Origin of the sequence: Streptomyces sp. NPDC091412, from assembly GCF_044756885.1 — a bacterium.
Classification (GTDB): Bacteria; Actinomycetota; Actinomycetes; order Streptomycetales; family Streptomycetaceae; genus Streptomyces.
The window spans coordinates 64417-87885 of sequence record NZ_JBIVTV010000001.1; the positions used below are offsets into that span (position 1 = coordinate 64417).

The window sequence follows — 23469 nt, forward strand, 5'->3', positions numbered from 1 at the left end:
CCGCGCTATGTCGGCAGGGGGCGGCGCAGGTACTGCAGGACGATCCGTCCATCGCCGGGGGGAGTCACTCCTCGGGTAGCAGGAGCCCCTGGCACCGGTCGTGGAACCCAGGGGCGGAGGCGCAGCGAAAACGCGTCCGTAACCAGATTAATCAAGACACCGGCAGATGCGGCAGGGCGGACGGCACAGAGTCAGTCCCGAGGTTCGTCCGGGGACCGCTCGGAGCCCGGGACCGAACGGGCTTCGACGAGCGCGCGCAGGGCGCGCGCATCGGCGATGGCCTGCTGTTTCGCTATGCCCGGCTGGATGCCCAGTGCGGCCAGGCTGGTGCCGTCGCTGAGGTTCAGGAAAACCCACGGATCACCCGGGCGCAGGTTGACCTGTACTATCTCGGCCCACTCCAGACGGCGCCGGCCCGCGATGTTGACGACGGTGACACCCGCGTCGTCGGCGACCACCTTCGGGCGGGCGAGCAGGACCAGGACCCCGGCCAGGAGCGCGCCGGTGAAGGCGAAACTCACCCGTTCGCCGGGGCTGAGCTGCTCCAGCAGCAGCCCCACGGTCGTGATCACCACGAATATGGCCGCTCCGGCGGTGAGCAGGACGGCCCGGGTGCGGCCCGGCCGGAAGGTGACGGGAAGTGCGGGCAGGTCGGACATCTCTGTGTGCCTCCTCGTCCCTCAGAGACGGCAGGCGTGGATGGCCGTGGTGAGGATGGCCCGGGCGCCGATCTGGTACAGATCGTCCATGATCCGCTGCGCCTCCTTGGCGGGGACCATGGCACGCACGGCGACCCAGCCCTCGTTGTGCAGCGGGGAGACGGTCGGGGACTCCAGGCCCGGGGTCAGCGCGACGGCCTTCTCCAGCTGCTCGACCCGGCAGTCGTAGTCCATCATCACGTACGTCCGGGCCACCAGGACGCCCTGGAGGCGGCGCAGGAACTGCTGCACCTTGGGCTCCTCGACGTCGGCGCCGGTGCGGCGGACGACGATCGCCTCGGACTTCATGATCGACTCGCCGACGACCTCCAGTCCGGCGTTGCGCAGGGAGGTGCCGGTCTCGACGACGTCGGCGATGGCCTCGGCCACACCGAGTTCGATGGCGGTCTCGACGGCGCCGTCCAGGTGGACGACGGAGGCGTCGATGCCGCTGTCGGCGAGGTGCTTGCTGACGATGCCCTCGTAGGACGTGGCGACCGTCTTGCCGTTCAGGTCCGCGACGCCGCCGACCGTGCCGGGCTTGGCCGCGTAGTGGAAGGTGGAGCGGGCGAAGCCGAGCGGAAGGATCTCCTCGGCGCCCGCGCCGGAGTCGATGAGCAGGTCGCGGCCGGTGATGCCGATGTCCAGGCGGCCGGTGGAGACGTAGATCGCGATGTCGCGGGGGCGGAGGTAGAAGAACTCCACCTCGTTGACCGGGTCGACGATCCGCAGCTCCTTGGACTCCCGCCGTTGCTGGTAGCCGGCCTCATGCAGCATGTCCGCCGCAGGGCCGGAGAGTGAACCCTTGTTGGGGACGGCGATGCGCAGCATGAGGTCGGCTTCCTTCGTTCGTCTTGTACGACAGTGTGTGCGGTTGCTGGTACTCGGAGTGCTCGGAGTGCTCAGAGGTGGGCGTAGACGTCGTCCAGGGAGATGCCGCGGGCGACCATCATCACCTGGACGTGGTACAGCAGCTGCGAGATCTCCTCGGCGGCCGCCTCCTTGCCCTCGTACTCGGCGGCCATCCAGACCTCGGCGGCCTCCTCGACGACCTTCTTGCCGATGGCATGGACACCCTTGCCGACCAGCTCGGCCGTGCGGGAGGTGGCGGGGTCGCCGTTGGCGGCCTTGTGCTGGAGCTCGGTGAAGAGCTCCTCGAACGTCTTCTTGGACATGGTGCTGCCAACCCTACGCGCTCCGGGCGGCTGCTCACCGCCAGGGTTCGGATACCGAGCGGAGCGTGGCGGCGGTCGCGACCGCCGCGGTGACCGCCTCGTGGCCCTTGTCCTCGCTGGATCCCTCCAGGCCGGCCCGGTCCAGGGCCTGCTCCTCGGTGTCGCAGGTGAGCACGCCGAAGCCGACGGGAACGCCGGTCTCGACCGACACCTGGGTCAGGCCGTTGGCGACGCCCTGGCACACATAGTCGAAGTGTGGGGTGCCGCCCCGGATGACGACGCCGAGGGCGACGACCGCGTCGTAGCCGCGCCCGGCCAGGACCTTCGCCACCACCGGAAGCTCGAAGCTGCCCGGCACCCGGAGCAGGGTCGGCTCGTCGATCCCCAGCTCGTGCAGGGCACGCAGGGCCCCGTCCACGAGTCCGTCCATCACCTTCTCGTGCCACTGCGCCGCGACGACGGCGACCCTGAGGTCCCCGACGTTCCGGACGGACAGTTCCGGTGCACCCTTGCCGCTCACGTGTCTCCTCGAGTCTTTTCGCTTACTGGTTGCCGCAGGTGGACACGGCGGTGGTGTCCAGCCAGGGCAGGTCGTGCCCCATCCGGTCCCGCTTGGTGCGCAGGTAGCGGAGGTTGTGCTCGCCGGCCTGGACGGGCATCGGCTCCCGTCCGGTGACCCTCAGGCCGTGGCGGAGCAAAGCGTCGGTCTTGTCGGGGTTGTTGGTCAGCAGGCGCACGCTCCTGACCCCGAGGTCCTGAAGGATCCGCGCGCCGGCGCCGTAGTCACGGGCGTCGGCGGGCAGTCCGAGTTCGAGGTTGGCGTCGAGGGTGTCCCGGCCGCGCTCCTGGAGCTCGTAGGCGCGCAGCTTGGACATCAGGCCGATGCCGCGCCCCTCGTGGCCGCGCAGGTAGACCACCGCTCCCCGGCCCTCCTTCTGGATGCGCTCCAGGGAGGTGTCCAGCTGGGGGCCGCAGTCGCAGCGCTGGGAACCGAAGACGTCTCCGGTGAGGCACTCGGAGTGCACGCGGACCAGGACGTCCTCGCCGTCGCCGATCTCGCCGTGCACCAGGGCCACGTGTTCGACGCCGTCGGCGGTGGAGCGGTAGCCGTACGCGGTGAAGACGCCGTGCGCGGTGGGCAGGCGGACTTCGGCCTCGCGGCGGACCGCGGGCTGGGACGGCCGCTCCCCCTGCTCGGGCGGGGCCGGGAGCTCGGACGGGCGCCGGTGCGCGATCAGGTCCTCGATGGAGATGATCGTCAGGCCGTGCTTGCGCGCGAAGACGATCAGTTCGGGCAGGCGGAGCATCCGGCCGTCCTCACCGGCGATCTCGACGATCGCGCCGGCCGGGCGCAGCCCCGCGAGCCGGGCGAGGTCGACGGCCGCCTCGGTGTGGCCGGGGCGGGCGAGCACCCCGCCGGGACGGGCGCGCAGCGGGAAGACGTGGCCGGGCCGGACGAGGTCGGTGGGCTCCGCGGTGCCGCTCGCCAGCAGCTGGAGGGTGGTGGCGCGGTCGGAGGCGGAGATGCCGGTGGTGACGCCGTGGGCGGCACCGGCGTCGACGGAGACCGTGAAGGCGGTCTTCATCGACTCCGTGTTCTCCTCGACCATCTGCGGCAGCTTCAGCCGGTCCAGCTCCTCGCCCTCCATGGGCGCGCAGATCAGGCCGCGGCACTCGCTCATCATGAAGGCGACGATCTCGGGGGTCGCCTTCTCGGCGGCGATGACGAGGTCGCCCTCGTTCTCGCGGTCCTCGTCGTCGACGACCACGACCGGGCGGCCGGCCGCGATGTCGGCGACGGCCCGCTCGACCGGGTCGAGTGTCAAGTCCTCGGTGTTGTCGGTGCCGTAGAGGACGGTTGCCGCGGTCATGCGGGCGCTCCTTCCAGGACGGGCCGCGCGTCCGTGCGGGTGCGCAGCCACCAGTCGCGCATGCCCCACAGGACCAGTGCGCCGTAGACGATGTAGACGAAGCCGGAGAAGGCGAAGCCGTTGGCGAAGTTGAGCGGTACGCCGACGACGTCGACGAGCAGCCAGGCGAACCAGAACTCGACCATGCCGCGCGCCTGCGCGTACATGGCAACGACGGTGCCGACGAAGATGTAGGCGTCGGGCCAGGGGTCCCAGGACAGCGACGGGTAGGCATGGAACAGTCCGGCGACGGCGACCGTGCCGACCGCGGCGGCGCCGAGCAGCACGGCACGCTCGCGCCAGGTGGCGAACCGGACGGCGATGTGGCCGTCCGCCGCCCGGCCCTTGCCGCGGTTCCACTGCCACCAGCCGAAGACGGCGACCACCATGACGACGATCTGCTTGCCGGCGCTGCCCGAGAGATGGGCGGTGGCGAACGCGGCGAACAGGATCAGGCCGGACAGGAACTGGACGGGCCAGCTCCAGATGGAGCGCCGCCAGCCGAACGCGAGGCCGAGCAGGCCGATGATGTTGCCCGTCATGTCGGACCACTTGATGTGCTGGCCGAGGAGGGTGAACGCCTCGGAGTTGAGCCAGTTCACCGTCCGGCTCCCCGCGCACGGTCGCCGAGCAGCCGCTCGACGTACTTGGCGACGACGTCCACCTCGAGGTTGACCGGGTCGCCGGGCTGCTTCAGGCCGAGGGTGGTCAGCGCCAGGGTGGTGGGGATGAGGCTGACGGTGAAGTGTTCGTCGCCGGCCTCGACGACGGTGAGGCTGATGCCGTCGACGGTGATGGAGCCCTTCTCGACGACGTAACGCGCGAGGTCCGGCGGCAGCGAGATCTTCACGATCTCCCAGTGCTCGGAGGGGGTGCGGTCCAGGATCGTGCCGGTGCCGTCGACGTGCCCCTGCACGATGTGGCCGCCGAGGCGGGCGCCCACGGCGGTGGGGCGTTCGAGGTTGACGCGGGAGCCGGTGGTGAGGACGCCGAGGCTGGAGCGCTTGAGGGTCTCCGCCATGACGTCCGCGGTGAACTCGTCGCCCTCGTGCTCGACGACGGTGAGACAGACCCCGTTCACGGCGATGGAGTCGCCGTGCCGTGCGCCCTCGGTCACGACGGGGCCGCGGAGCCGGAAGCGGGCGGCGTCGCCGAGGTCCTCCACGGCGGTGACTTCGCCCAGCTCTTCGACGATTCCGGTGAACACTTCCCGGGTCCTCCTGCCTCTTCGGGGCACGGACTCCGGGGGCTGCCGACGTCGACAGACTGCACGAACGAGGACCCTCGGAGGGCGACGCCGGACGGGACCCGCCCGTGGAGGGCGAGCCCAGAGACGGCGGCGCACACGGGTGTGCTCGCTCGCCGCGCACTGCCTCCCATCCGGACTTTAACCGTCGGTCCAGGAATTCCACCTGGTCAACCGGCCGCTGGAAGCGACCGGGTCGCGGACTATAACCGCCGGTTCGGACTTTCACCGACCCCGGAGTGCGCTGCTACTGGTACAGAGCCAGTGTGCCACGCCCGATCGGCGCGACTACCGACGAAGCGTGTGGGGTGGCTCACAGAACGTACCGCCCGCCGTGCCGTGCGCGGGCGTGGAGGTCCGGCGGCGGGCAAGGGCCGTCGTCACCGCCGCCGGACCGGTCTGCACGGAAGTCAGACACTAAGAGGACTAGACCATGCAGGTCAACAGGTGCGTGGGACATGCAAGTTCCGCCGCGCCGGGCCGAACATACGGCGCGAGCTGTGAGGTTCGCACGACGCTGGACCGAATTCCGTACTCGCTGGACCGAATTCCGTACTCGCCGGACCGAATTCCGAACGGCGCCGGACCGAATTCCGAACGGCGCCGGACCGATTCCCGTGCGGCGCCGGGCCGGACCCCATGCCGCGCCGAACCGATTCCCGTGCGGCGGGCCGGACTCCTTGCCACGCCGGGCCGGACCGATTCCCGTGCGGCGCCGGGCCGGACCCCTTGCGGTGTCAGCGCTCCGGAGGGGCGAACAAGTCGTCCTGGGCCCGGTCGCGGGCGGTCACGAGCGCGCCGCGCAGCACCGCCCGGCCGCCGAGCGCGCCCGCCCTCACCTCGGTGCGCAGCGGGGACATCCGCGCCACGCGCTCCGCCACGCGCGCGGCGAGCACCTCACCGCCCGCCTGTCCGATCTCGCCCCCGAGGACCACGCACCCGGGATCGAGGACGGCCACCACCGAGGCGACCCCGAGGGCGACGCGGTCGGCCAGGGCATCGAGGAAGCGTGAGGCCACGGCGGAGTCCTCGGCGGCGGATACGGGCGCCCCCGCGGTTGCCCGTACCGCCGCCCGCACCAGTTCCGCGGCGACCGGCTCCGAACCCACGCCCTCCGGCCCGGCTCCCTCCGACCCGCTCCCCTCCGACCCGGCCCCCTCGGCCAACAGTCCGTGCCGCGCCGCCAGTTCCCTCACCGCCGTCGCGCCGGCCAGTGAGTGGAAGCCGTCCGCGCAGTCCGTCGCCGAAGGGAGGCCGTCGGTGCCCGGGACGGGCAGGAAGCCGATCTCGCCGGTGCCTCCGGAGGCACCGCGGCGCAGGGTTCCGTCCAGGACGACGGCCGCGCCCGTGCCGTGGCCGAGCCACAGCAGGACGAACGTGTCCCGGCCCCGGGCGGCCCCGTCGCGCTGCTCGGCCAGCGCCGCGAGGTTGGTCTCGTTCTCGACGGTGACCCGGGCCCGCGGCAGCCGCTCCTGCAACGCCGCCACCAGCCTGCGATGCCATTCGGGCAGTCCCGTGGAGTCGCGGAGCTCGCCGGTGACCGGGTCGATCAGCCCCGGCGCGCCGATGCCGACCGTGTGCAGCCGCTCCGCTCCCGCCTCCTTGACCACCCGCTCCACCAGACCGACCGCCTGCTCCAGCGCCGGCCCGGTGCCTGTGTCCCCGCCGATCGGCACGGACTCCGCGGCCAGTTCCCGGCCCAGCAGATCGGCGACGATCACGGACACGCTCTCGGTGCGGACGTCGAGGGCGGCCAGGTGGGCGCGGTCGGCGACGATGCCGTACAGCCGGGCGTTCGGCCCGCGCCGCTGCTCGCCGGACTCACCGACCACGGTGATCAGGCCGGAGACCGTCAGCCGTTCGACGAGGTCGGCGACGGTGGGCCGGGACAGACCGGTGAGCTGCTTCAACTTCCCTGCCGTCAGCGGTCCTTGCTGCTGAAGCAGCCGCAGGGCGAGCCGGTCGTTGATGGCCCGGGCGGTGCTCGGGGATGCGGGCATGCCGGGAATCCTCCCAGATCTGCGGGCTGCTGCCGTCCTTGATGTGCGCTATCTATCAGGCAGGTTCCCTGATAGTTTACGTCGGCGCGACGGCGCGAGGGGCAACGGCGGTCAGCCCGGGAGGGGCCGGACAATGAGTGCAGTGGTCTACGCACAGCGCGAGGTGCGGCGCGCCCGGTACGCCGTGGCGGCCGTCTTCGCCGTACACGGCGCCGTCACCGGCTCGTTCGCGACCCGCGTGCCGTGGATCCAGGACCACGCCGGGGTCAGCCCCGGGCAGCTGGGGCTCGCGCTGGCCTTCCCGGCCCTCGGCGCGTCCCTCGCGATGCCGCTCGCGGGCGGCATCAGCCACCGCTTCGGCGCCCGCAACGCGCTGCGTGGCCTGATCGCCCCGTGGACGCTCGCCCTCGTCCTGCCCTCCCTCGCGCCGAACCTCCTGACCCTCTGCCTCAGCCTGTTCGTCTACGGCGCCACGGCGGGCATGGCGGACGTCGCGATGAACGCCCTCGGGGTGGAGGTCGAGAACCGCCTCGACCGTTCGATCATGTCCGGCCTGCACGGCATGTGGAGCGCGGGAGCCCTGGTCGGCTCGGCGGCCGGCACGGTCGCCGCGCACCTCGGCTCGGACGCGCGGCTGCACCATCTGCTGGCCGCCGCCGTGCTGACCGTGCTGGGCGTGGCCGCCTGCACCTGGGTGCTGGACCTCCAGCCCGCCCAGGACGAGGAGCCGCCGCCGCGGTTCGCGCTGCCGCCGAAGTCGGCGCTGCTGATCGGCGCGATCGGGTTCTGCGCGGTGTTCGCGGAGGGCGCGAGCCTGGACTGGTCGGCGGTCTACCTGCGGCACCAACTGGAGACCTCGGCCGGCCTCGCGGCGGCCTGCACCACCGGCTTCACCCTCACCATGGCGATCGCGCGGATCGCGGGTGACCGGGTGGTGGACCGGTTCGGCGCCGTGCGCACGGTGCGGACGAGCGGCGTGCTGGCGGTCGTGGGCGGCCTGCTCGTCGTCGCCGGGGGCCATCCGGCGGTGGCGATGACCGGGTTCGCGCTGATGGGCCTCGGTATCGCGGTCGTCGTACCGCTGTGCTTCGCCGCGGCCGGCCGCAGCGGCCCGAACCCCAGTCAGGCCATCGCCGGTGTCGCGACCATCACATACACCTCCGGGCTGGTCGCCCCGAGCGCGATCGGCGGGCTGGCCCAGGCGACCAGCCTGGTGGTGTCCTTCGGCCTGGTGACCCTGCTGGCATGCGGTCTGGTCGCCTTCGCGGGGGTGCTCAGGGCGGGTGACCGGGACCGGACGAAGGTCGGTCCCGCGAGCACCGCGGTTCCCGACCCGCGGCCCTGAGCGACGCCTGAGCGGCTCCTGAGCGGCGTCTGAACGGCCCCTGAGCAGGGGCGGGTGGGTACGGGACCTCCGGGCACCCCCGACAATGGTGCGGACAGGCTCCACGTACAGAGAAAGCGAAATCCCACCATGAACCTCGGCGTGCGCTGGAAGCTGCACGGTGACGGGCGTACGCCCGCACCCGGAGCAGTGGTCCGGCCCGACGAACGGCTCTCGTGGCCCCGCACGGCAGGACTCGGCGCCCAGCACGTCGTGGCCATGTTCGGCGCCTCCTTCGTCGCCCCCGTGCTCATGGGTCTCGACCCCAACCTCGCGATCATGATGTCGGGCGTCGCGACCGTGATCTTCCTGCTCGCCACCCGCGGCCGGGTGCCCAGCTACCTGGGCTGCTCGCTCTCCTTCGTGGGCGTCGCCGCGGTCATCCGGGCGCAGGGCGGCACCAGCGCCACCGTGACCGGCGCGGTCTTCGTCGTCGGGGTCGCGCTGTTCCTGGTCGGCCTCGCCGTGCAGCGCTTCGGGGCGCGGATCATCCACGCCGCGATGCCGCCCATCGTCACCGGCGCGGTCGTCATGCTGATCGGCTTCAACCTCGCTCCGGTGACCGCCTCCACCTACTGGCCGCAGGACCAGTGGACGGCCCTGCTCGTGATGCTGTTCACCGGGCTGGCCGTCGTGTGCCTCCGCGGCTTCTGGTCCCGGATCGCGATCTTCCTCGGCCTGCTCTTCGGCTACGCCGCCTCCTGGGTCTTCGACCACGTCTTCGGCAGGATCCACTCGGTCGACGCGAGCGGCAAGCTCACCGACCACTGGCGCCTGGACCTCTCGGGCGTGGGCAAGGCCGACTGGATCGGGCTGCCGTCCTTCCACGGGCCCAGCTTCCAGTGGTCGGCGATCCTGGTGGCGCTGCCCGTCGTCATCGCGCTGGTCGCGGAGAACGCGGGGCACGTGAAGGCGGTCGGCGAGATGACCGGCGACCCGCTGGACGACAAGCTCGGCACCGCGATCTCGGCCGACGGTGTGGCCTCCATGCTGTCGACCGCGGTGGGCGGCCCGCCGAACACCACCTACTCCGAGAACATCGGCGTGATGGCCGCGACCCGCGTCTACTCGACGGCCGCGTACTGGGCCGCCGCGGGCTTCGCGCTGCTGTTCGGCCTCTGCCCCAAGTTCGGCGCGATCGTGGCCGCGATCCCGGGCGGTGTCCTCGGCGGCATCACCGTCATCCTGTACGGCATGATCGGCCTGCTCGGCGCGCAGATCTGGATCAACGCCAAGGTCGACCTGCGCAACCCGCTGAACCTGGTGCCGGCCGCGGCGGGCATCATCATCGGCGTCGGCAACGTCAGCCTGAAGTTCAGCGACACCTTCTCCCTCAGCGGCATCGCGCTCGGCACCCTGGTCGTCATCACCGGCTACCACGCGCTGCGCGCGTTCGCGCCCGCCCACCTCAAGAAGCAGGAGCCGCTGCTGGACGAGGGCACGTCGTCGTACGGCGGGGAGGCTCAGGGCACCGGGCCCGCCTCGTAGGTCCCCCTCCGCCCGACCTGTCTCACAGGCCCCCTCCGCCCCGTTCGCCGACGGGCGCGTTCCCCCGTTCCGGGGAAGCGCCGGGCCCGTCGGCGAACGGGGCGTCCCGGGCCTGGGACGCTGCCCTCATGGGGCAATCGGCACAACTCACCCATGGCCCGGACACAGTGGACGCGCTGGTCGCCAGGATGCGCCACCTGGCCGCCGGGCTGCCCGAGCGCGACGGGGTCGCGGTCTTCCAGCGTGTGTACCTCGCCGCCGCCGAGGCGGCCGGCCGATGGCCCGCGACCACGCTGGACGCACCGTTCGCCGGGCGGTACCTCGCCGCCGTGGACGCGGCCGCCGAAGGACGGCGGCCGCCCGCCTGCTGGCGGCCCCTGTTCCAGTTCCGGCGGCACCCCGGGGTGCGGCCGGCGCAGTTCGCGCTGGCGGGCGTCCACGCGCACATCGGCCACGACCTGGCCCTCGCCGTGGTGGACGCCTGCCGGGCCGCGCGGTGCGAACCGGCCGAGCTGGAGGGCGAGTTCGACCGCTTGGGCGACTTCCTCCTGTCGCTGGAGGAGCGGGTCCGCGAGGACCTGGTGCCCGGTCCCGAACTGCTCCACATCACCGATCCGCTCACCCACCTGCTCGGCTCGTGGGACCTGGAGCGGGCCCGGGAGGCGAGCTGGTCGGCCGCGCGGGCGCTGTGGGCACTGCGCCGACTGCCCGACATGGCCGAGGAGTTCGGCCGGCGGCTGGACGCCGCGATCGGCTTCGACTGCCGCATGATGCTCACGCCACTGCCGGGCTGATCCGGACATCCGCCCCGCACCTTCCCGGAACTCCCCCGTGATCACTGTACGTTGACCGCGGAACACGGACGATCACGAAGGAGCGCACCGTCATGGCGACCCGTCTGGGAATCGGTCTTCCGCAGAACCGGCAGTACGACCTCGGCAGGGACGTGCCCGACGTGGCACGCGCCGTGGAGCGCATCGGCTACGACAGCGTCTGGGTGTACGAGCGGGCCCTGTTCCCGGAGCCCGCCACACAGGGCCTGTACGGCATCGAGGGCGTGCCCTGGCCCGACTCGTACCGGCACGTGGCCGACCCGCTGGTCACGCTCACCCTGGCCGCGGCGGCCACCGAGCGGGTCCAGCTGGGCAGCAGCGTGCTGGTCGCGCCGCTGCACGTGCCGTTCCAGCTCGCCAGGTCCCTCGCCTCCCTGGACGCGGCCAGCGGCGGCCGGGTGCTCGCCGGCTTCGGCACGGGCTGGTCCCTGGACGAGTACGCGGCGGCGGGAATCCGGCCGATCAAGGAGCGCGGCCGGGTGCTGGACGAGGTGATCGACGTCTGCCGGGCCGTGTGGGGGCCCGACCCTGTGCGCTACGACGGCCGTGTCACGAAGATCGAGTCGGCCGTGGTGGGCCCCAAGCCGGCCCGGCCGATCCCGATCCTGCTGGCCGCGAGCACCCGCAAGGCCCGGGAGCGGCTCGTCGAGCACGCCGACGGCTGGCTCCCGGTGGCCATGGGCGCCGAGCAGGTCGCGAGCCAGTGGGACGCGGTGCGGGACCTGGCCGCCGAGCGTGGCCGGCAGCAGCCGATCCGGACGGTGCTGCGGGTGAACGCGACGTACTCGGCCAAGGCGTACGAGAGCACCGGCCGCCGGCCCTTCCAGGGCGACGCCGACCAGATCGCCGAGGACCTCCTCGCGTACGCGGCGATCGGCCTGGAGGAGATCCTGATCGACGTGCAGGGCCGGCTGCGGGACGCCGAGGAGCTCAAGGACGTCGCCGCGGAGGTGTTCGAGAAGGCGCGGGCGGCCGGGGTGTGACCGCCCTGGACTCCGGTCAGTCCTCCGGGAGTTCGACCGGAGCGATCTCGTCGTAGACGTCACCGGGGCCGGGGTTGGCCGGGTCGGTGCCGCCGCCGAGGTGGTGCATGACGCCCCAGACCGCGTTCAGCGCGGTCTGTACGGCGCCCTCGGCCCACCCGGCCGTCCAGGAGATGTCGTCGCCGGCGAGGAAGACGCCCCGCTTGTCCTCGGGCAGCCGGTCCTGCATGAAGTGGGTGAACAGGCGCCGCTGGTAGCGGTAGTGACCGGGCAGGTTGGCCTTGAACGCGCCCATGAAGTAGGGCTCGTTCTCCCAGGAGACGGTCACCGGGCTGCCGATGATGTGCTTGCGGATGTCGACGTTCGGATAGATCTCCGAGAGCGACTTCAGCATGACCTCCATCCGCTCGTTCGCGGACAGCGGCAGCCACTTCAGGCTGTCGTCGCACCAGGTGTAGGAGAGGCAGATGACGGCGGGCTTGTCCGGGCCGTCGTCGAGCAGGTAGGTGCCGCGGGTCATGCGGTCGGTGAGCGTCATCGACATCACGTCCCGGCCGGTCGGCTCGCCCTTGTCTTCGACGGCCCTGTCCCGCCAGAACGGCCGGTCGACGGGCACGAAGAGCTTGCTGGACTCCATGTAGTGGGTGCGCTCGATCGCGGTCCAGTGGTCGATCGGGAACAGCGCGTCGTCGCACCGGACCTTGGACAGCAGCATCCAGGACTGGGCAGTGAAGACGGCCGCCTTGTAGGTGCGGATGTCGCCGTTCGCGTCCGTCACCGTGATCCGGTTGTTCGCGGTGCGGTGCAGCCGGGTCACGGCGGGGCGCGGGTCGCCGTCCACATGCAGGGACTTCAGCGACGTGCCGTAGGGCCAGTGCAGGATCTTCTCCGGCTCGCGCTCCCAGAGCCTGAGCGGCAGTTGCTGCGAGCCGCCCACGATGCCGCGGTGGTGGTCGTCGGCCTCGGTGTAGACGACGCGCAGGATCTCCAGGATGGAGTTGGGGAAGTCGGTGTCCCAGCCGCCGGTGCCGAAGCCGACCTGGCCGAAGATCTCCCGGTGCCGGAAGGACCTGAAGGCCTCGGAGTCGCACAGGAAGCCGTAGAAGGTCTGGTTGTCGAGCTTCTCGACCAGCCGGGACCAGATCTCGCGGATGCGCGGCACGTCGCGCTCGCGCAGGGCGCGGTTCATGTCGGAGAAGTCGGCGCCCGCCTCCAGGCACCTGTTCCAGGCCTCCGCCACGTCCCGGTAGACCTGCGGCAGGTCGTCGATGGTCTCGGCGTAGTGCGACTCGCCCTTGAGGTCGACGACGGTCGACGGGGTCGCCTCGGCCAGGGGGTTGGGGAACGGCCGGGTCTCGAGGCCCACCAGGTCGATGTAGTGCTGGAGCGCGGTGGAGGACGGCGGGAAGCGCATGGCGCCCATCTCGGCGGTCAGCGACTCGTCGCAGCCCTCGAAGCCGACGGTGCGCAACCGGCCGCCGATCCGGTCGGCCTCGTAGACGACGGGCTTGAGACCCATCTTCATCAGCTCGTAGGCGGCGACGATGCCGGAAAGGCCGCCGCCGATGATCGCGACCTCGGTGCCGTGCTCGGTCGCGGGGACCTGGCCGAGGCCCGCCGGGTGGGCGAGGAAGTCGTCGTACGCGTACGGGAAGTCCGGGCCGAACATGGTGATCGGCGGCTGCTGCTCGTCGGCGTGCTCGACGGCGTTGGGCACCGTGGACGTCATGGGGTGCGGACTCCTTGCGCGAAAGAACCGGGGGTGGGGAGAGAGGGAGGGTCCGGGGGTCAGACGAGGGACCCGTAGAGGCCGGGGCGGCGGCCTTCCAGATACGGGTTGGCCTCGCGGGAGGCGGCGAGGGCGGCGGGGTCGGCGTCCGCGAGGACCAGTTCCTCGGACCGGCCGGCGCGGGTGCGGGCCACCCCGTCGGGGCCCGCCAGGGCGGAGAGCCCGACGAACTCGAACTCGCCTTCCGTGCCGACCCGGTTGACGTAGGCGACGTACATCTGGTTCTCGAAGGCGCGCACCGGGACCAGCGACTCGGCGACGAACTGGAACGGGTGCATGAGCGCCGTCGGGACGACGAGGAGGTCGGTGCCGGCCAGCGCGTGGGCGCGCACGTTCTCCGGGAACTCCACGTCGTAGCAGATGATCAGACCGACGGTCAGTCCGTTCAGCTCCGCCTGGACGACCGGCTGCTCGCCCGGCGTGAACTGGCCGTGCTCGAAGTCGCCGAACAGGTGGGTCTTGCGGTAGTTGGCGAGGCGGGTGCCGTCGGCGGAGATCAGCTGCACGGAGTTGTAGACCGTCTCGCCGTCCCGCTCCGGGTAGCCGTAGGCGACGGCCAGCCCGTGCCGGCGGGCCAGCTCCGCGACCGCGTCCGCCCGGTCCCCGTCGGCGGGCTCGGCCAGGCGGCCGATGTCGTCGCCGATCGCGTACCCGGTCAGGAACAGCTCCGACGTCGCCAGCAGCCCGGCCCCCGCGGCGGCGGCCCGGCCGGCGGCGTCGTCGAGGACCTTGAGGTTCTCGGCGACGGAGCCGGGACGGCCGGAGCTCTGGAGCAGGGCGGTGCGCATGGGTGTTCCTCACCGGTACGGGGGGTTCGGGGGTCGGTTAGACCGTACGTTCGGCCGTCTCGGGCGGACAAGCCGGAGCCGTTGCGCGCCGGTGAGCGAATCGTTGCGTACAACCAGGGATGGGCGGCGATTCGTTGCGCCACCGCGGGACACGGGGTCGAAGCACAGGTCCGCAGCCGCCCCGCGGCCTCCCGCTCCGGGCCGACCGCCCGGGCGCCCGCTACGCGCCGGGCCGGCCCCGGTGGCCCCCTGGCACGCCGAAGGCGGTCACGACCGCCGCGTGGTCCGAGGGCCAGTCGTTGCCGGCGACCTCCGGCCAGGGACGCGGGGTACCCCTGACGTACGTCCAGGAGTCGAGCACCCGCAGCCCCCGGTGCAGCACGTAGTCGATGCGGTCCTGCGGCTCGGGCCGCCCGCTGCCGTCCTCGTGCACCGGGTGGATCGGTGACCAGGTGTGCCCCGGGTCGGCGGCCGGGTCCGGACGGGCCTCGCGGTAGGAGTCGCGCAGGCCCGCCTCCTCGGCAGCCTTCGTCACCGGCCAGGCGACGTCCGGCCGGTCCAGGTGGGAGGGACAGTTGAAGTCACCGACCAGGACGACCGGTACGGAGGGGTCGCCCTCCTCGTCGATCCGGCGCAGGGCGTCCCGCATCTGCGTCAGCCGCACCTCCTCGTGGGCGATCAGCAGGTCCGCCGCGAGCCCGTCGTAGGCCGACTCGTACGGGCCGTAGGGCGTGTAGTGCAGGTGGGCCGTCCAGACGTCGACCTCGTGGCCCGGCGCGAGCCCGATACGGACCCCGGCGGCGCCGTAGAAGCCGACGTCCGGGTCGCCGAGGCGCGCGGTGATGGGGTGGCGGCTGATGACACCGAGGTTCTCGCCCGCCCGGTGGTGGTACCAGCCGAGTTCCCCGGCGAGCTCCTGGGCCGCGGTGCCCCCGGTCTCCTGCAGGCCCACGACGTCCGCACCGCACTCCAGGATCGCCTCGACCTGCTTGGCCCGGTGGTCGTCGACCTTGCTCCCGCCGAGCCAGAGGTTCCAGCTCATCACCCGCAGTTCGCCGCTCACCATGGCGGAGAGTTCCCCGGGGGTGACCCCGGTCAGGCTCTCGCGCAGCCTCCGTCCGGGTGCCGCGTCGATGGGGGCGAGCGACGGCACGGCGAGCACCGCGCACCCGGCCGCCTCGGCGGAGCTGACGCCGGTCTGCGTGTCCTCGACGGCCACGCAGGCGGCGGGGTCGACACCCAGGGCGCGGCAGGCGGCGAGGTAGGGGTCGGGGGCGGGCTTGGTGCGGTCGGTGTCGTCGGCGGTGACGGAGACCGTCAGGCGCCCGGGGCCGAGGACGTCGAGCACGATGTCGGCGACGGCGCGGGGCGACGCGGTCACCAGGGCGGTGGGTACGCCCTCCCGGGCGAGGGCGTCGAGCAGGTCGAGGGCGCCGGGGCGGGGCACGGTGCCGGTGCGGACACGGCCGGTGAACTCCCGGTGCAGTTCCCGGGCCACGTCCGCGGCCGGTGCGCCGGAGGCCGCGGCCAGCCAGCCCGCCGTGTGCTCGACGGGGCGGCCGAGCACCTCGGGCTGGTCCGCCTCGGTCAGGGGTCTGCCGGCGACGTGTTCCACCGCCTCCCACCACAGCCGCTCGGTGTCGACGAGCGTGCCGTCCATGTCGAACAGGACGGCCTGGAGGGGAAGCCGGGGGTGGGGGGTCACGTGATTCTCTTTCACAGCGGGTTCTTCGGGACCGGTTCTTCAGGACTGGCGGCTCACGGCCGGCGCCTCACGACCTGTTCGGGCGTTCTGCCACGAGGACGGGCCGCTCGGGCAGCGACACGTTCACGGCGGTGCCTGCCGCGAGCCCGGCGGCTTCGTGCGCGGGCAGGTCGGCCTTGACCTCGGTGGCGTCCGCCAGCCGGACGGTGATCCGGACGGTCGCGCCGAGGAAGGCGGTGGCGACCACCCGCGCGCCGCCGTCCTCGGTCGCCCGCACCTGGACGGCCTCGGGCCGCACGAGCACGTCCACCTCGCTCGCGGCGGGCGCCGGGCCGTTGACCGGCAGCCGCTGTCCGAGCACCTCGACGCCGCCGTCGGACAGCCGGCCCGGGATCCGGCTCATCGTGCCGACGAACTCGGCGACGAAGGCGGTCGCGGGGCGGCCGTACAACTCGGCCGGAGGCGCGCATTGTTCGAGCCGCCCGGCGCGCATCACGGCGACCCGGTCGGCGATCGACAGGGCCTCCTCCTGGTCGTGCGTCACGAACAGGGTGGTGATGCCGAGCTCCTGCTGGAGCCTGCGGATCTCCTCGCGCAGGGTCAGCCGGACCTTGGCGTCGAGGGCCGACAGCGGCTCGTCGAGGAGCAGGACCCGGGGGCGCAGGGCGAGCGCTCGGGCCAGCGCGATCCGCTGCTGCTGACCGCCGGAGAGCTGGTGCGGGAATCGGTCGCCCTTGTCGGCGAGGCCGACCAGCTCCAGCAACTCGGCGGCACGGGAACGGCGTTCGGCCGTCCGCACCTTGCGCATCCGCAGTCCGAAGGCGACGTTGTCGCGGGCGCTCAGCTGCGGGAAGAGACTGTACGACTGGAAGACCATCCCGGCGTCGCGGCGATGGGCCGGGACCCGGGTGACGTCGGCGCCGTCCACCAGCACCTCACCGGAGTCGGGGTGTTCGAACCCGGCGAGCATGCGCAGCGCGGTGGTCTTGCCGCAGCCGGAGGGCCCGAGCAGCGCCAGGAACTCCCCCGGCCGCACGCTCAGGTCGAGTCCGCCGAGGGCGACCGTGGCGCCGAACTCCCGGCGCAGCCCACGGAATTCGATGGTGGCGGCCTGCGTCGTGGCGGCCTTCTCAAGGGTGGTGGCGGTCATGGTTCATCCCCGGGACGAAGCGGTTCGGGTGCGTCCGCCGGCACCGGCGAGCGCGAGAAGCAGTGCCCAGGTCACGAGGAGACTGAGCACGGAGACGGCGACGGACATCTGGGCCTGCGAGCCGCCGATGCTGAAGATCCACACGGCGAAGGGCCGGAAACCCAGCAGCTGGGCCACGGTGAACTCGCCGAGGACCAGCGCCAGGGTGAGGAAGGCGGCGTTCAGCAGCGCCCCGCGCAGATTGGGCAGCACGGACCGGATCAGTGCCTGCGGCCAGGAGGCGCCACAACTGCGGGCGGCCTCGACGAGGGTCCGCACGTCGATCGCGCGGAGCCCGGAGTCCAGGGCCCGGTACACGAAGGGCAGCGCCAGTACGACGTAGGCGAGGACGAGCACGACGGGGAAGTCCGGATCCTGCAGGGCCACGAACGTCTGGAACAGCGGGGTGCGGGACAGGTGCTCGGGTCCCCACTTCAGCACGGTCGCGATCCCCGCGACGTACGCGATCGGCGGCACGACCAGCGGCAGCAGGCACACCACTTCGACGACGGGCCGCAGCCGGGGCGCGCCGAGCCGGAGCGCGACCATGGCGGGGACCATCAGCAGCAGCACGACGGCGATGGTGGCGGCGGCCAGTTGCAGCGACAGCAGCAGGCTGGGGACGAAGCCCTCGGTGGAGACGATCCGCGTGTAGGCGTCGAAGGTGACGCCCCGGCCCGGCACGTCGACCGTGAACACCACGGACGCGGCCAGCGGAATCAGGAAGTACAGCGCGGCGAGACCGAGGACGGCCCACCGCCATGGGTTCAGGCGAGCCATCGGGCGCTCCGGCGTTGCAGGGGCAGGTACACGGCCATGACCAGGCCCGCCACCAGGACCATGTCGAGGCTGAGGGCGAGGGCCACGTGCTCCTGGCCGACCAGCACGTTGCCGGAGAGGGCGTCGGCGATCTGCAGGGTGACCAGCGGCACCGAGCTGCCGACCATGGCGGCGGCGGTGGCGTAGGCGGCGAAGGCGCTGCCGAAGAGCAGGACCAGCCCGCCGAGCAGGGACGGCGCGAGGACGGGCAGGGCGACGTGCCGCCAGTACTGCACGGCCGTGGCGCCGTTGTTCCGCGCCGCCTCCCGCCACTGGGAGCGCAGGCCGTCCAGCGCGGGGGTGATGGTGAGCACCATCAGCGGGATCAGAAAGTACAGGTAGACGATCACCAGGCCCCAGAAGCTGTACAGGTCCCAGCCCTTCTCGGTCAGGCCCAGGTGCCGGGTCAGCACACCGGCGTTGCCGAGGGTGGCGACGAAGGCGAACGCCAGCGGGACGCCGCCGAAGTTGGCGAGCACCCCGGAGGCGGTGAGCACGGCCTCGCGCAGCACCCTGGAGCGGGAGGTCACGACCGCCTGCGCGAGCGGCAGCCCGAGCAGGGCCGCGAGCCCGGCGGCGACGGCGGACAGTTTGACGCTGCCGAGCAGGGCGGTCAGGTAGGCGCCGCGCAGGGAGGTCGTCAGGTTGTCCGTGGTGTGGGACTCGGCGCCCGTCGCCGGATCCTGGACGGTGAACGCGCCGTTCAGCATCGCCAGGGCGGGCAGCCCGAAGGCGAGTGCGGTGAAGGCGAGCAGAGGGACGACGGCGAGCCATCCCGGGGCGCGGCGCCGCCGCTTCACCGAAGCGGCGGGCGCCACGTCCGCCCGCGTGAGGGCGGTGGTCATCCGGAGACGGCCTTCCCCCAGCCCTGCGCGAGAACGTCCTTGGCCTTGCTCTGCTGGGCCTCGGACGGGAAGGCGGGTGTGCCGTCGACCTCCGGCAGCTTGGTGGCGGCGGCCTGGTCGAGGGTGCCGGCCTTCTCCATGGCGGGCATCAGGACCGGGCGGGCGTAGCCCTTGAGCCACAGGTTCTGGCCCTCGGCGCTGTAGAGGTACTCCTGCCACAGCCGCGCGGCGGCCGGGTGCGGGGCGTCCTTGTTGATGGCCTGGGAGTAGTACTGGGCGTACCGGCCGTCGGCGGGGACGGCCACCTTCCAGTCCACACCCTTGGACTTGAACTCGTCGGCGTACCCGGCGTTGAGGTAGTCCCAGTCGATGCTGATCGGTGTCTCGCCCTGCTCGACGGTGGCGGGGGTGGACTCGACGGGAGTGAAGTTGCCGTTCTTCTTCAGCTTGGCGAAGAAGTCGATGCCGGGCTGGATGTCGTCGAAGGAGCCGCCGGCGGCGAGGGCGGCCGCGTAGACGCCGCCGAAGGCCGCGCCGGCCTTGGTCGGGTTGCCGTTGAGGGCGACCTGCCCCTTGTACTCCGGCTTGAGCAGGTCCTTGAAGGTGGTCGGGCACTCCTTGACCCGCTTGGCGTCGCAGCCGATGGAGACGTAGCCGCCGTAGTCGTTGTACCAGCGGGCCTGCGGGTCCTTCTGGCCGGCGGGGATGCCGTCGAACGCGACCACCTTGTACCCGGCGAGCAGGCCCTGTTCGGCGGCGCTGAGTGCGAAGGAGCTGCCGAGGTCCAGTACGTCCGGGGCGCGGTCCTGGCCCTTGCGGGAGGTGACGGCGTTGATCTCGTCCTGGCTGGAGCCGTCCGGGTTCTCGACCTCGATCTTGATGCCGTACTTCTTCTCGAAGCCGTCGATCAGGGCGCCGTAGTTGGCCCAGTCGCGGGGCAGCGCGATGGCGTGCAGCGTGCCCTCCTTCTTGGCCGCCGCGACCAGCGCGTCCATCCCGCCGAAGTCGGCGGCGAAGGTGGCGGTGGCGGCGCTCTTGCCGTCGGCGGTGGCCGACGCCTTGTCGGGGGCGGCGCCGCAGGCGCTCAGGGCGAGCGCGGCGACGACGGCGAGGGAGCCGCCCAGGAGGGCTGTTCTCGGCAAGGACACGGTCACGGTCTCTCCAGGGGTGCGCACGAGGGGTGAGGCAGAGCGGAGAACTTGTCTGAACAAGTTGACCTCAGTACGCCCGTCGATGATGTCCTGAACATGAACGCCGGCCAAACCTCCAAGGCCCTTCGCCTGCATAGTTCCGTCCGCCTGGATCGACACTGAAACTCGATTAGGCTGCCTACGCTGTGCACAGCTGTCGACTCAGAGGGGAAGCATGACGGCACGACACGAGGAGATCGCCGACGCCCTGCGGCGTGCCATCGACCACGAGGAGTACACGGTCGGCAGCCGGCTGCCGACCGAGACGGCCCTGGCCGCCGAGTACGGCGTCGCACGCGGTACGGTCCGCCAGGCCGTCGCGGCCCTCACCGCCGAGGGGCTGATCGGCTCCCGGCAGGGCGCCCGCCGGGTCGTACTGGCCAGCCGCCGCAGCCAGAGCTTCGCCGAACTGCGCAGCTTCGCCCAGTGGGCCCGCGCCATGGGGCGGGAGGCGACGGGGCGCGTGGTGGCCCAGGAGTACCGCCCGGCGACCCAGGAGGACGCCGTCCGGCTCCAACTGGACGAGGGCTCACCGGTGTTGCACGTTCTTCGGGTACGCGGACTGGACGGCGAGCCGGTCCTGGTGGAGCGGACCGTGTACGCCGGCTGGGTCGCCCCCGCCGTCGAGGCGATCGAGCCCGACTGCGCGTCCGTCACCCAACGGCTCTACGAGGACACCGGCCTGGTCTTCGCCTATGGCGAACACCTCATCGACGCGGTCGCGGCAGGCGCCCAGGACGCCGAACTGCTCGGCATCCGCCGCACGAGCCCGCTGCTGCGGGTCCGCCGGGTGACGACGACCCGCGAGGGGCGCCCCGTGGAGTGGTCGGACGACCGCTACCGTCCGGACGCGGTGAGCTTCAGCGTGCACAATTCGATAGGGAACAACGCCCTGGCACGCAAGACGGCCGGCTGAAGGGGGCCTTCATGGATGTCGCCGGAATCACCGCGCTGCCGTACGTCGACGAGCACACGACCGTCGTCGCGGCGGACACCGACGCCGTGTGGCGCGGGCTCGGCGCCGCGCTGGAGGAATCGTTCTGCGGTCCCGGCGCGGCCCGTTACGCCCGCCTGGTCGGATGCGCCGACCGTGCGGCGGCCGGACCACGTCCCTTCGCGGAGGGCTCGACTCTCCCCGGGTTCCGGGTGGTCGCCGCCGACAGGGGCCGGGAGCTGGTGCTCACCGGACGTCATCGCTTCTCGTCGTACGCGCTGACGTTCCGCCTCGAACCGGCCGGTCCCGGGCGTTCGCGGCTGCGCGCCGAGACCCGGGCCGCCTTCCCCGGCCCGGCCGGCGGCCTCTACCGGCGGCTGGTGATCGCCACGGGCGGGCATGCGATGGGCATGCGGCGCCTGCTGTCTGCGGTCGGCCGCCGGTCCGCCTGACGGCGGGTCAGCCCGGCGCGCCGGAGGAGAAGCGGCGCAGCAGGGGCGAGAGCACCAGCACGGACTTCGTCCGTTCCACGAACGGCTCGCCGGCGATCCGCTCCAGGACCCGCTCGAAGTGCCGCATGTCGGCGGCGAAGACCTGGACGATCGCGTCCGCCTCACCGGTGACGGTGGAGGCGGACACGACCTCCTGGTAGCGCTCGAGGCCGCGCTGGATCGTCTCCGGCGAGGTGTGGCGCCGGCAGTAGATCTCGACGAACCCCTCGGTCTCCCAGCCGAGTGCCGCCGGGTCGACCCGGACGGTGAAACCGGTGATGGCCCCGGTGGCGCGCAGCCGGTCCACGCGCCGCTTCACGGCGGGCGCGGACAGGCCGACCAGCTGCCCGATGTCCGCGTAGGAGCGGCGGGCGTCCTCGGCGAGGGCGTGCACGATGCGTTCGTCGAGATCGTTCAGCACTGTCGGTGGATCACTTCTCGGGACTCGGCGGCTCAGTTCCAGCTGGCGTGCAGCGGCTTGCCCTCGGCGTAGCCTGCCGCGCTCTGAATGCCGACGATGGCCTTGTCGGCGAACTCCTCCAGTGAGCCGGCCCCGGCGTAGGTGCACGAGGAGCGGACGCCCGCGATGATCGAGTCGATCAGGTCCTCGACGCCCGGCATGGCCGGATCGAGGAACATCCGGGAGGTCGAGATGCCCTCCTCGAACAGCGCCTTGCGGGCGCGGTCGTACGCGGACTCCTCGGAGGTGCGGTTGCGCACCGCGCGCGCGGAGGCCATGCCGAACGACTCCTTGTAGGGGCGGCCGTTGGCGTCGTGCTGAAGGTCGCCGGGCGACTCGTAGGTGCCCGCGAACCAGGAGCCGATCATCACGTTGGACGCGCCGGCCGCGAGTGCCATCGCCACGTCGCGCGGGTGGCGGACACCGCCGTCGGCCCACACGTGCTTGCCGTACTTCCTCGCCTCGGCCGCGCACTCCAGGACCGCGGAGAACTGCGGGCGGCCCACGCCGGTCATCATGCGGGTGGTGCACATGGCGCCCGGTCCCACGCCGACCTTGACGATGTCGGCGCCCGCCTCGATGAGGTCCTTGACGCCCTCGGCGGAGACGATGTTGCCGGCGACGACCGGCACCCGCGGGTCGAGGTCCCGCACCAGCTTGACGGCGTTGATCATCGACTCCTGGTGGCCGTGCGCGGTGTCGATGACGAGGGTGTCGACGCCCGCGTCGAGCAACTGCTCGGCCTTGCCGGCCACGTCGCCGTTGATGCCCACGGCGGCGGCGATGCGCAGCTTGCCCCCGGCGTCGGTGGCCGGGGTGTACAGCGTGGCGCGCAGGGCGCCCTTGCGGGTGAGGATGCCGGCGAGCCTGCCGTCCTTGTCCACGGCGGGCGCGTAGCGGCGGTTGGCACCGTCCAGGGTGTTGAAGGCCTCGCGCGGGTCGATGTCCGCGTCCAGCAGGAGCAGGTCCTTGCTCATGACCACTTCGAGCTGGGTGAAGCGGTCGACACCGGTCAGGTCCCGGTCGGTGACCACACCGACCGGCCGGTGCTGCTCGTCGACGACCACGCCGGCGTTGTGCGCGCGTTTGGGCAGCAGGGCCAGGGCGTCGGCGACGGTCTGGTGCGGGGCGAGCACGATCGGGGTGTCCAGGACCAGATGGCGGCTCTTGACCCAGGAGATCACGTCGGTGACGACGTCGTTCGGGATGTCCTGCGGAATGACCACCAGTCCGCCGCGGCGGGCCACGGTCTCGGCCATGCGGCGCCCGGCGATGGCGGTCATGTTGGCGACGACGAGCGGGATGGTGGTGCCCGTGCCGTCCGGGGAGCCGAGGTCCACGCCCTGACGTGAACCGACCGCGCTGCGGCTCGGCACCATGAAGACGTCGTCGTACGTCAGGTCGTACGCGGGCTGGATGTCATTGAGGAAACGCACGTGCCGCACATCCCAGTCGATCAGAGGTGACCCCCGGACAGGTCCGTCAGGGGGAAAGAGCACGTACTTCATTCTCCCATGGCGCGGGCCGTGCCATGCCCCGGAC

General features: G+C 72.0%; 23 protein-coding genes and 1 riboswitch. Of the genes, 6 read left to right on the forward strand and 17 right to left on the reverse strand.

Annotation, left to right across the window (positions count from 1 at the left end; translation table 11 throughout):
- Positions 1-191 precede the first annotated feature (191 nt).
- From ACIQMV_RS00240 to ACIQMV_RS00275, 8 genes are all read right to left on the reverse strand, one after another.
- Positions 192-659, reverse strand: a complete 468-nt coding sequence (locus ACIQMV_RS00240; protein WP_141362858.1) for a PH domain-containing protein — start codon at positions 657-659, stop codon at positions 192-194.
- 21 nt (positions 660-680) lie between these two features.
- Positions 681-1529 carry an ATP phosphoribosyltransferase gene (gene hisG, locus ACIQMV_RS00245; RefSeq protein ID WP_402589973.1) on the reverse strand — a complete coding sequence of 283 codons (849 nt, stop codon included), beginning with the start codon at positions 1527-1529 and terminating at the stop codon, positions 681-683.
- A 71-nt stretch (positions 1530-1600) separates the two neighbouring features.
- Entirely contained in the window at positions 1601-1873 is a 273-nt protein-coding gene (locus ACIQMV_RS00250) for a phosphoribosyl-ATP diphosphatase (protein WP_031486114.1), read from the reverse strand.
- Between the two features lie 34 nt (positions 1874-1907).
- Positions 1908-2393, reverse strand: a complete 486-nt coding sequence (gene ribH / locus ACIQMV_RS00255; RefSeq protein ID WP_225076283.1) for a 6,7-dimethyl-8-ribityllumazine synthase — start codon at positions 2391-2393, stop codon at positions 1908-1910.
- 22 nt (positions 2394-2415) lie between these two features.
- Positions 2416-3744, reverse strand: a complete 1329-nt coding sequence (locus ACIQMV_RS00260) for a bifunctional 3,4-dihydroxy-2-butanone-4-phosphate synthase/GTP cyclohydrolase II (RefSeq protein ID WP_402589975.1) — start codon at positions 3742-3744, stop codon at positions 2416-2418.
- Entirely contained in the window at positions 3741-4385 is a 645-nt protein-coding gene (locus tag ACIQMV_RS00265; RefSeq protein WP_141362851.1) for a nicotinamide mononucleotide transporter family protein, read from the reverse strand. Before ACIQMV_RS00265 ends, ACIQMV_RS00260 begins: the two co-directional genes overlap by 4 nt.
- Positions 4382-4990: a riboflavin synthase gene (locus tag ACIQMV_RS00270; RefSeq protein ID WP_141362849.1), complete on the reverse strand. Its 609-nt coding sequence runs from the start codon at positions 4988-4990 to the stop codon at positions 4382-4384. Before ACIQMV_RS00270 ends, ACIQMV_RS00265 begins: the two co-directional genes overlap by 4 nt.
- A 155-nt stretch (positions 4991-5145) precedes the next feature.
- Positions 5146-5276: riboswitch (FMN riboswitch) on the reverse strand.
- A gap of 490 nt (positions 5277-5766) precedes the next feature.
- The gene (locus tag ACIQMV_RS00275; protein ID WP_402589978.1) at positions 5767-7029 is read right to left on the reverse strand and encodes an ROK family transcriptional regulator; all 1263 of its coding nucleotides are present in this window, start codon (positions 7027-7029) and stop codon (positions 5767-5769) included.
- A gap of 133 nt (positions 7030-7162) precedes the next feature.
- Here ACIQMV_RS00275 and ACIQMV_RS00280 point away from each other — a divergent pair, with 133 nt between their 5' ends.
- The 4 genes from ACIQMV_RS00280 to ACIQMV_RS00295 all read left to right on the forward strand — a co-directional run bounded on the left by ACIQMV_RS00280 (position 7163) and on the right by ACIQMV_RS00295 (position 11717).
- Positions 7163-8374 (forward strand): MFS transporter, encoded by a 1212-nt coding sequence (locus ACIQMV_RS00280; protein ID WP_402589980.1) that lies wholly within the window; start codon positions 7163-7165, stop codon positions 8372-8374.
- A gap of 129 nt (positions 8375-8503) precedes the next feature.
- Positions 8504-9901: a uracil-xanthine permease family protein gene (locus ACIQMV_RS00285; protein WP_402589982.1), complete on the forward strand. Its 1398-nt coding sequence runs from the start codon at positions 8504-8506 to the stop codon at positions 9899-9901.
- A 128-nt stretch (positions 9902-10029) separates the two neighbouring features.
- Entirely contained in the window at positions 10030-10695 is a 666-nt protein-coding gene (locus tag ACIQMV_RS00290) for a DUF5995 family protein (RefSeq protein ID WP_402589983.1), read from the forward strand.
- 92 nt (positions 10696-10787) lie between these two features.
- Complete coding sequence (locus ACIQMV_RS00295; protein WP_402589985.1) at positions 10788-11717, forward strand: LLM class F420-dependent oxidoreductase; 930 nt, start codon at positions 10788-10790, stop codon at positions 11715-11717.
- Positions 11718-11733: 16 nt separating this feature from the next.
- On the opposite strand, the gene ACIQMV_RS00300 is transcribed toward ACIQMV_RS00295, so the two are convergent.
- From ACIQMV_RS00300 to ACIQMV_RS00330, 7 genes are all read right to left on the reverse strand, one after another.
- A complete protein-coding gene (locus ACIQMV_RS00300; RefSeq protein WP_402589987.1) occupies positions 11734-13446 on the reverse strand; it encodes a flavin monoamine oxidase family protein in 1713 nt (570 codons plus the stop codon).
- A gap of 59 nt (positions 13447-13505) precedes the next feature.
- Entirely contained in the window at positions 13506-14294 is a 789-nt protein-coding gene (locus ACIQMV_RS00305) for a carbon-nitrogen hydrolase family protein (protein ID WP_402589989.1), read from the reverse strand.
- A gap of 220 nt (positions 14295-14514) precedes the next feature.
- On the reverse strand, positions 14515-15999 hold the full coding sequence (locus ACIQMV_RS00310) for an HAD-IA family hydrolase (protein WP_402589991.1): 1485 nt from the start codon (positions 15997-15999) through the stop codon (positions 14515-14517).
- Positions 16000-16066: 67 nt separating this feature from the next.
- A complete protein-coding gene (locus ACIQMV_RS00315; protein ID WP_402589993.1) occupies positions 16067-17149 on the reverse strand; it encodes an ABC transporter ATP-binding protein in 1083 nt (360 codons plus the stop codon).
- Between the two features lie 3 nt (positions 17150-17152).
- Entirely contained in the window at positions 17153-17968 is an 816-nt protein-coding gene (locus tag ACIQMV_RS00320; protein WP_141362828.1) for an ABC transporter permease, read from the reverse strand.
- Positions 17956-18852, reverse strand: coding sequence for an ABC transporter permease (locus ACIQMV_RS00325; protein WP_401777757.1), 897 nt, complete (start codon positions 18850-18852; stop codon positions 17956-17958). Before ACIQMV_RS00325 ends, ACIQMV_RS00320 begins: the two co-directional genes overlap by 13 nt.
- Positions 18849-20006, reverse strand: coding sequence for an ABC transporter substrate-binding protein (locus tag ACIQMV_RS00330; RefSeq protein WP_402589996.1), 1158 nt, complete (start codon positions 20004-20006; stop codon positions 18849-18851). Before ACIQMV_RS00330 ends, ACIQMV_RS00325 begins: the two co-directional genes overlap by 4 nt.
- Positions 20007-20217: 211 nt before the next feature.
- Here ACIQMV_RS00330 and ACIQMV_RS00335 point away from each other — a divergent pair, with 211 nt between their 5' ends.
- Complete coding sequence (locus tag ACIQMV_RS00335) at positions 20218-20958, forward strand: GntR family transcriptional regulator (RefSeq protein ID WP_141362822.1); 741 nt, start codon at positions 20218-20220, stop codon at positions 20956-20958.
- A gap of 11 nt (positions 20959-20969) precedes the next feature.
- A complete protein-coding gene (locus tag ACIQMV_RS00340) occupies positions 20970-21428 on the forward strand; it encodes a hypothetical protein (protein WP_402589998.1) in 459 nt (152 codons plus the stop codon).
- Between the two features lie 7 nt (positions 21429-21435).
- Here ACIQMV_RS00340 and ACIQMV_RS00345 read toward each other — a convergent pair whose 3' ends face one another.
- Complete coding sequence (locus ACIQMV_RS00345; RefSeq protein WP_141362818.1) at positions 21436-21888, reverse strand: Lrp/AsnC family transcriptional regulator; 453 nt, start codon at positions 21886-21888, stop codon at positions 21436-21438.
- A gap of 32 nt (positions 21889-21920) precedes the next feature.
- A complete protein-coding gene (locus tag ACIQMV_RS00350; protein ID WP_172633028.1) occupies positions 21921-23363 on the reverse strand; it encodes a GuaB1 family IMP dehydrogenase-related protein in 1443 nt (480 codons plus the stop codon).
- Positions 23364-23469: the final 106 nt, after the last annotated feature.

What these genes read in the sequence shown, in the direction of transcription:
- ACIQMV_RS00240 (WP_141362858.1), bottom strand. Translation starts at nt 659, where the DNA reads ATGTCCGACCTGCCCGCACTTCCCGTCACCTTCCGGCCGGGCCGCACC.
- hisG (WP_402589973.1), bottom strand. Translation starts at nt 1,529, where the DNA reads ATGCTGCGCATCGCCGTCCCCAACAAGGGTTCACTCTCCGGCCCTGCG.
- ACIQMV_RS00250 (WP_031486114.1), bottom strand. Translation starts at nt 1,873, where the DNA reads ATGTCCAAGAAGACGTTCGAGGAGCTCTTCACCGAGCTCCAGCACAAG.
- ACIQMV_RS00260 (WP_402589975.1), bottom strand. Translation starts at nt 3,744, where the DNA reads ATGACCGCGGCAACCGTCCTCTACGGCACCGACAACACCGAGGACTTG.
- ACIQMV_RS00275 (WP_402589978.1), bottom strand. Translation starts at nt 7,029, where the DNA reads ATGCCCGCATCCCCGAGCACCGCCCGGGCCATCAACGACCGGCTCGCC.
- ACIQMV_RS00280 (WP_402589980.1), top strand. Translation starts at nt 7,163, where the DNA reads ATGAGTGCAGTGGTCTACGCACAGCGCGAGGTGCGGCGCGCCCGGTAC.
- ACIQMV_RS00285 (WP_402589982.1), top strand. Translation starts at nt 8,504, where the DNA reads ATGAACCTCGGCGTGCGCTGGAAGCTGCACGGTGACGGGCGTACGCCC.
- ACIQMV_RS00290 (WP_402589983.1), top strand. Translation starts at nt 10,030, where the DNA reads ATGGGGCAATCGGCACAACTCACCCATGGCCCGGACACAGTGGACGCG.
- ACIQMV_RS00295 (WP_402589985.1), top strand. Translation starts at nt 10,788, where the DNA reads ATGGCGACCCGTCTGGGAATCGGTCTTCCGCAGAACCGGCAGTACGAC.
- ACIQMV_RS00300 (WP_402589987.1), bottom strand. Translation starts at nt 13,446, where the DNA reads ATGACGTCCACGGTGCCCAACGCCGTCGAGCACGCCGACGAGCAGCAG.
- ACIQMV_RS00305 (WP_402589989.1), bottom strand. Translation starts at nt 14,294, where the DNA reads ATGCGCACCGCCCTGCTCCAGAGCTCCGGCCGTCCCGGCTCCGTCGCC.
- ACIQMV_RS00315 (WP_402589993.1), bottom strand. Translation starts at nt 17,149, where the DNA reads ATGACCGCCACCACCCTTGAGAAGGCCGCCACGACGCAGGCCGCCACC.
- ACIQMV_RS00320 (WP_141362828.1), bottom strand. Translation starts at nt 17,968, where the DNA reads ATGGCTCGCCTGAACCCATGGCGGTGGGCCGTCCTCGGTCTCGCCGCG.
- ACIQMV_RS00325 (WP_401777757.1), bottom strand. Translation starts at nt 18,852, where the DNA reads ATGACCACCGCCCTCACGCGGGCGGACGTGGCGCCCGCCGCTTCGGTG.
- ACIQMV_RS00335 (WP_141362822.1), top strand. Translation starts at nt 20,218, where the DNA reads ATGACGGCACGACACGAGGAGATCGCCGACGCCCTGCGGCGTGCCATC.
- ACIQMV_RS00340 (WP_402589998.1), top strand. Translation starts at nt 20,970, where the DNA reads ATGGATGTCGCCGGAATCACCGCGCTGCCGTACGTCGACGAGCACACG.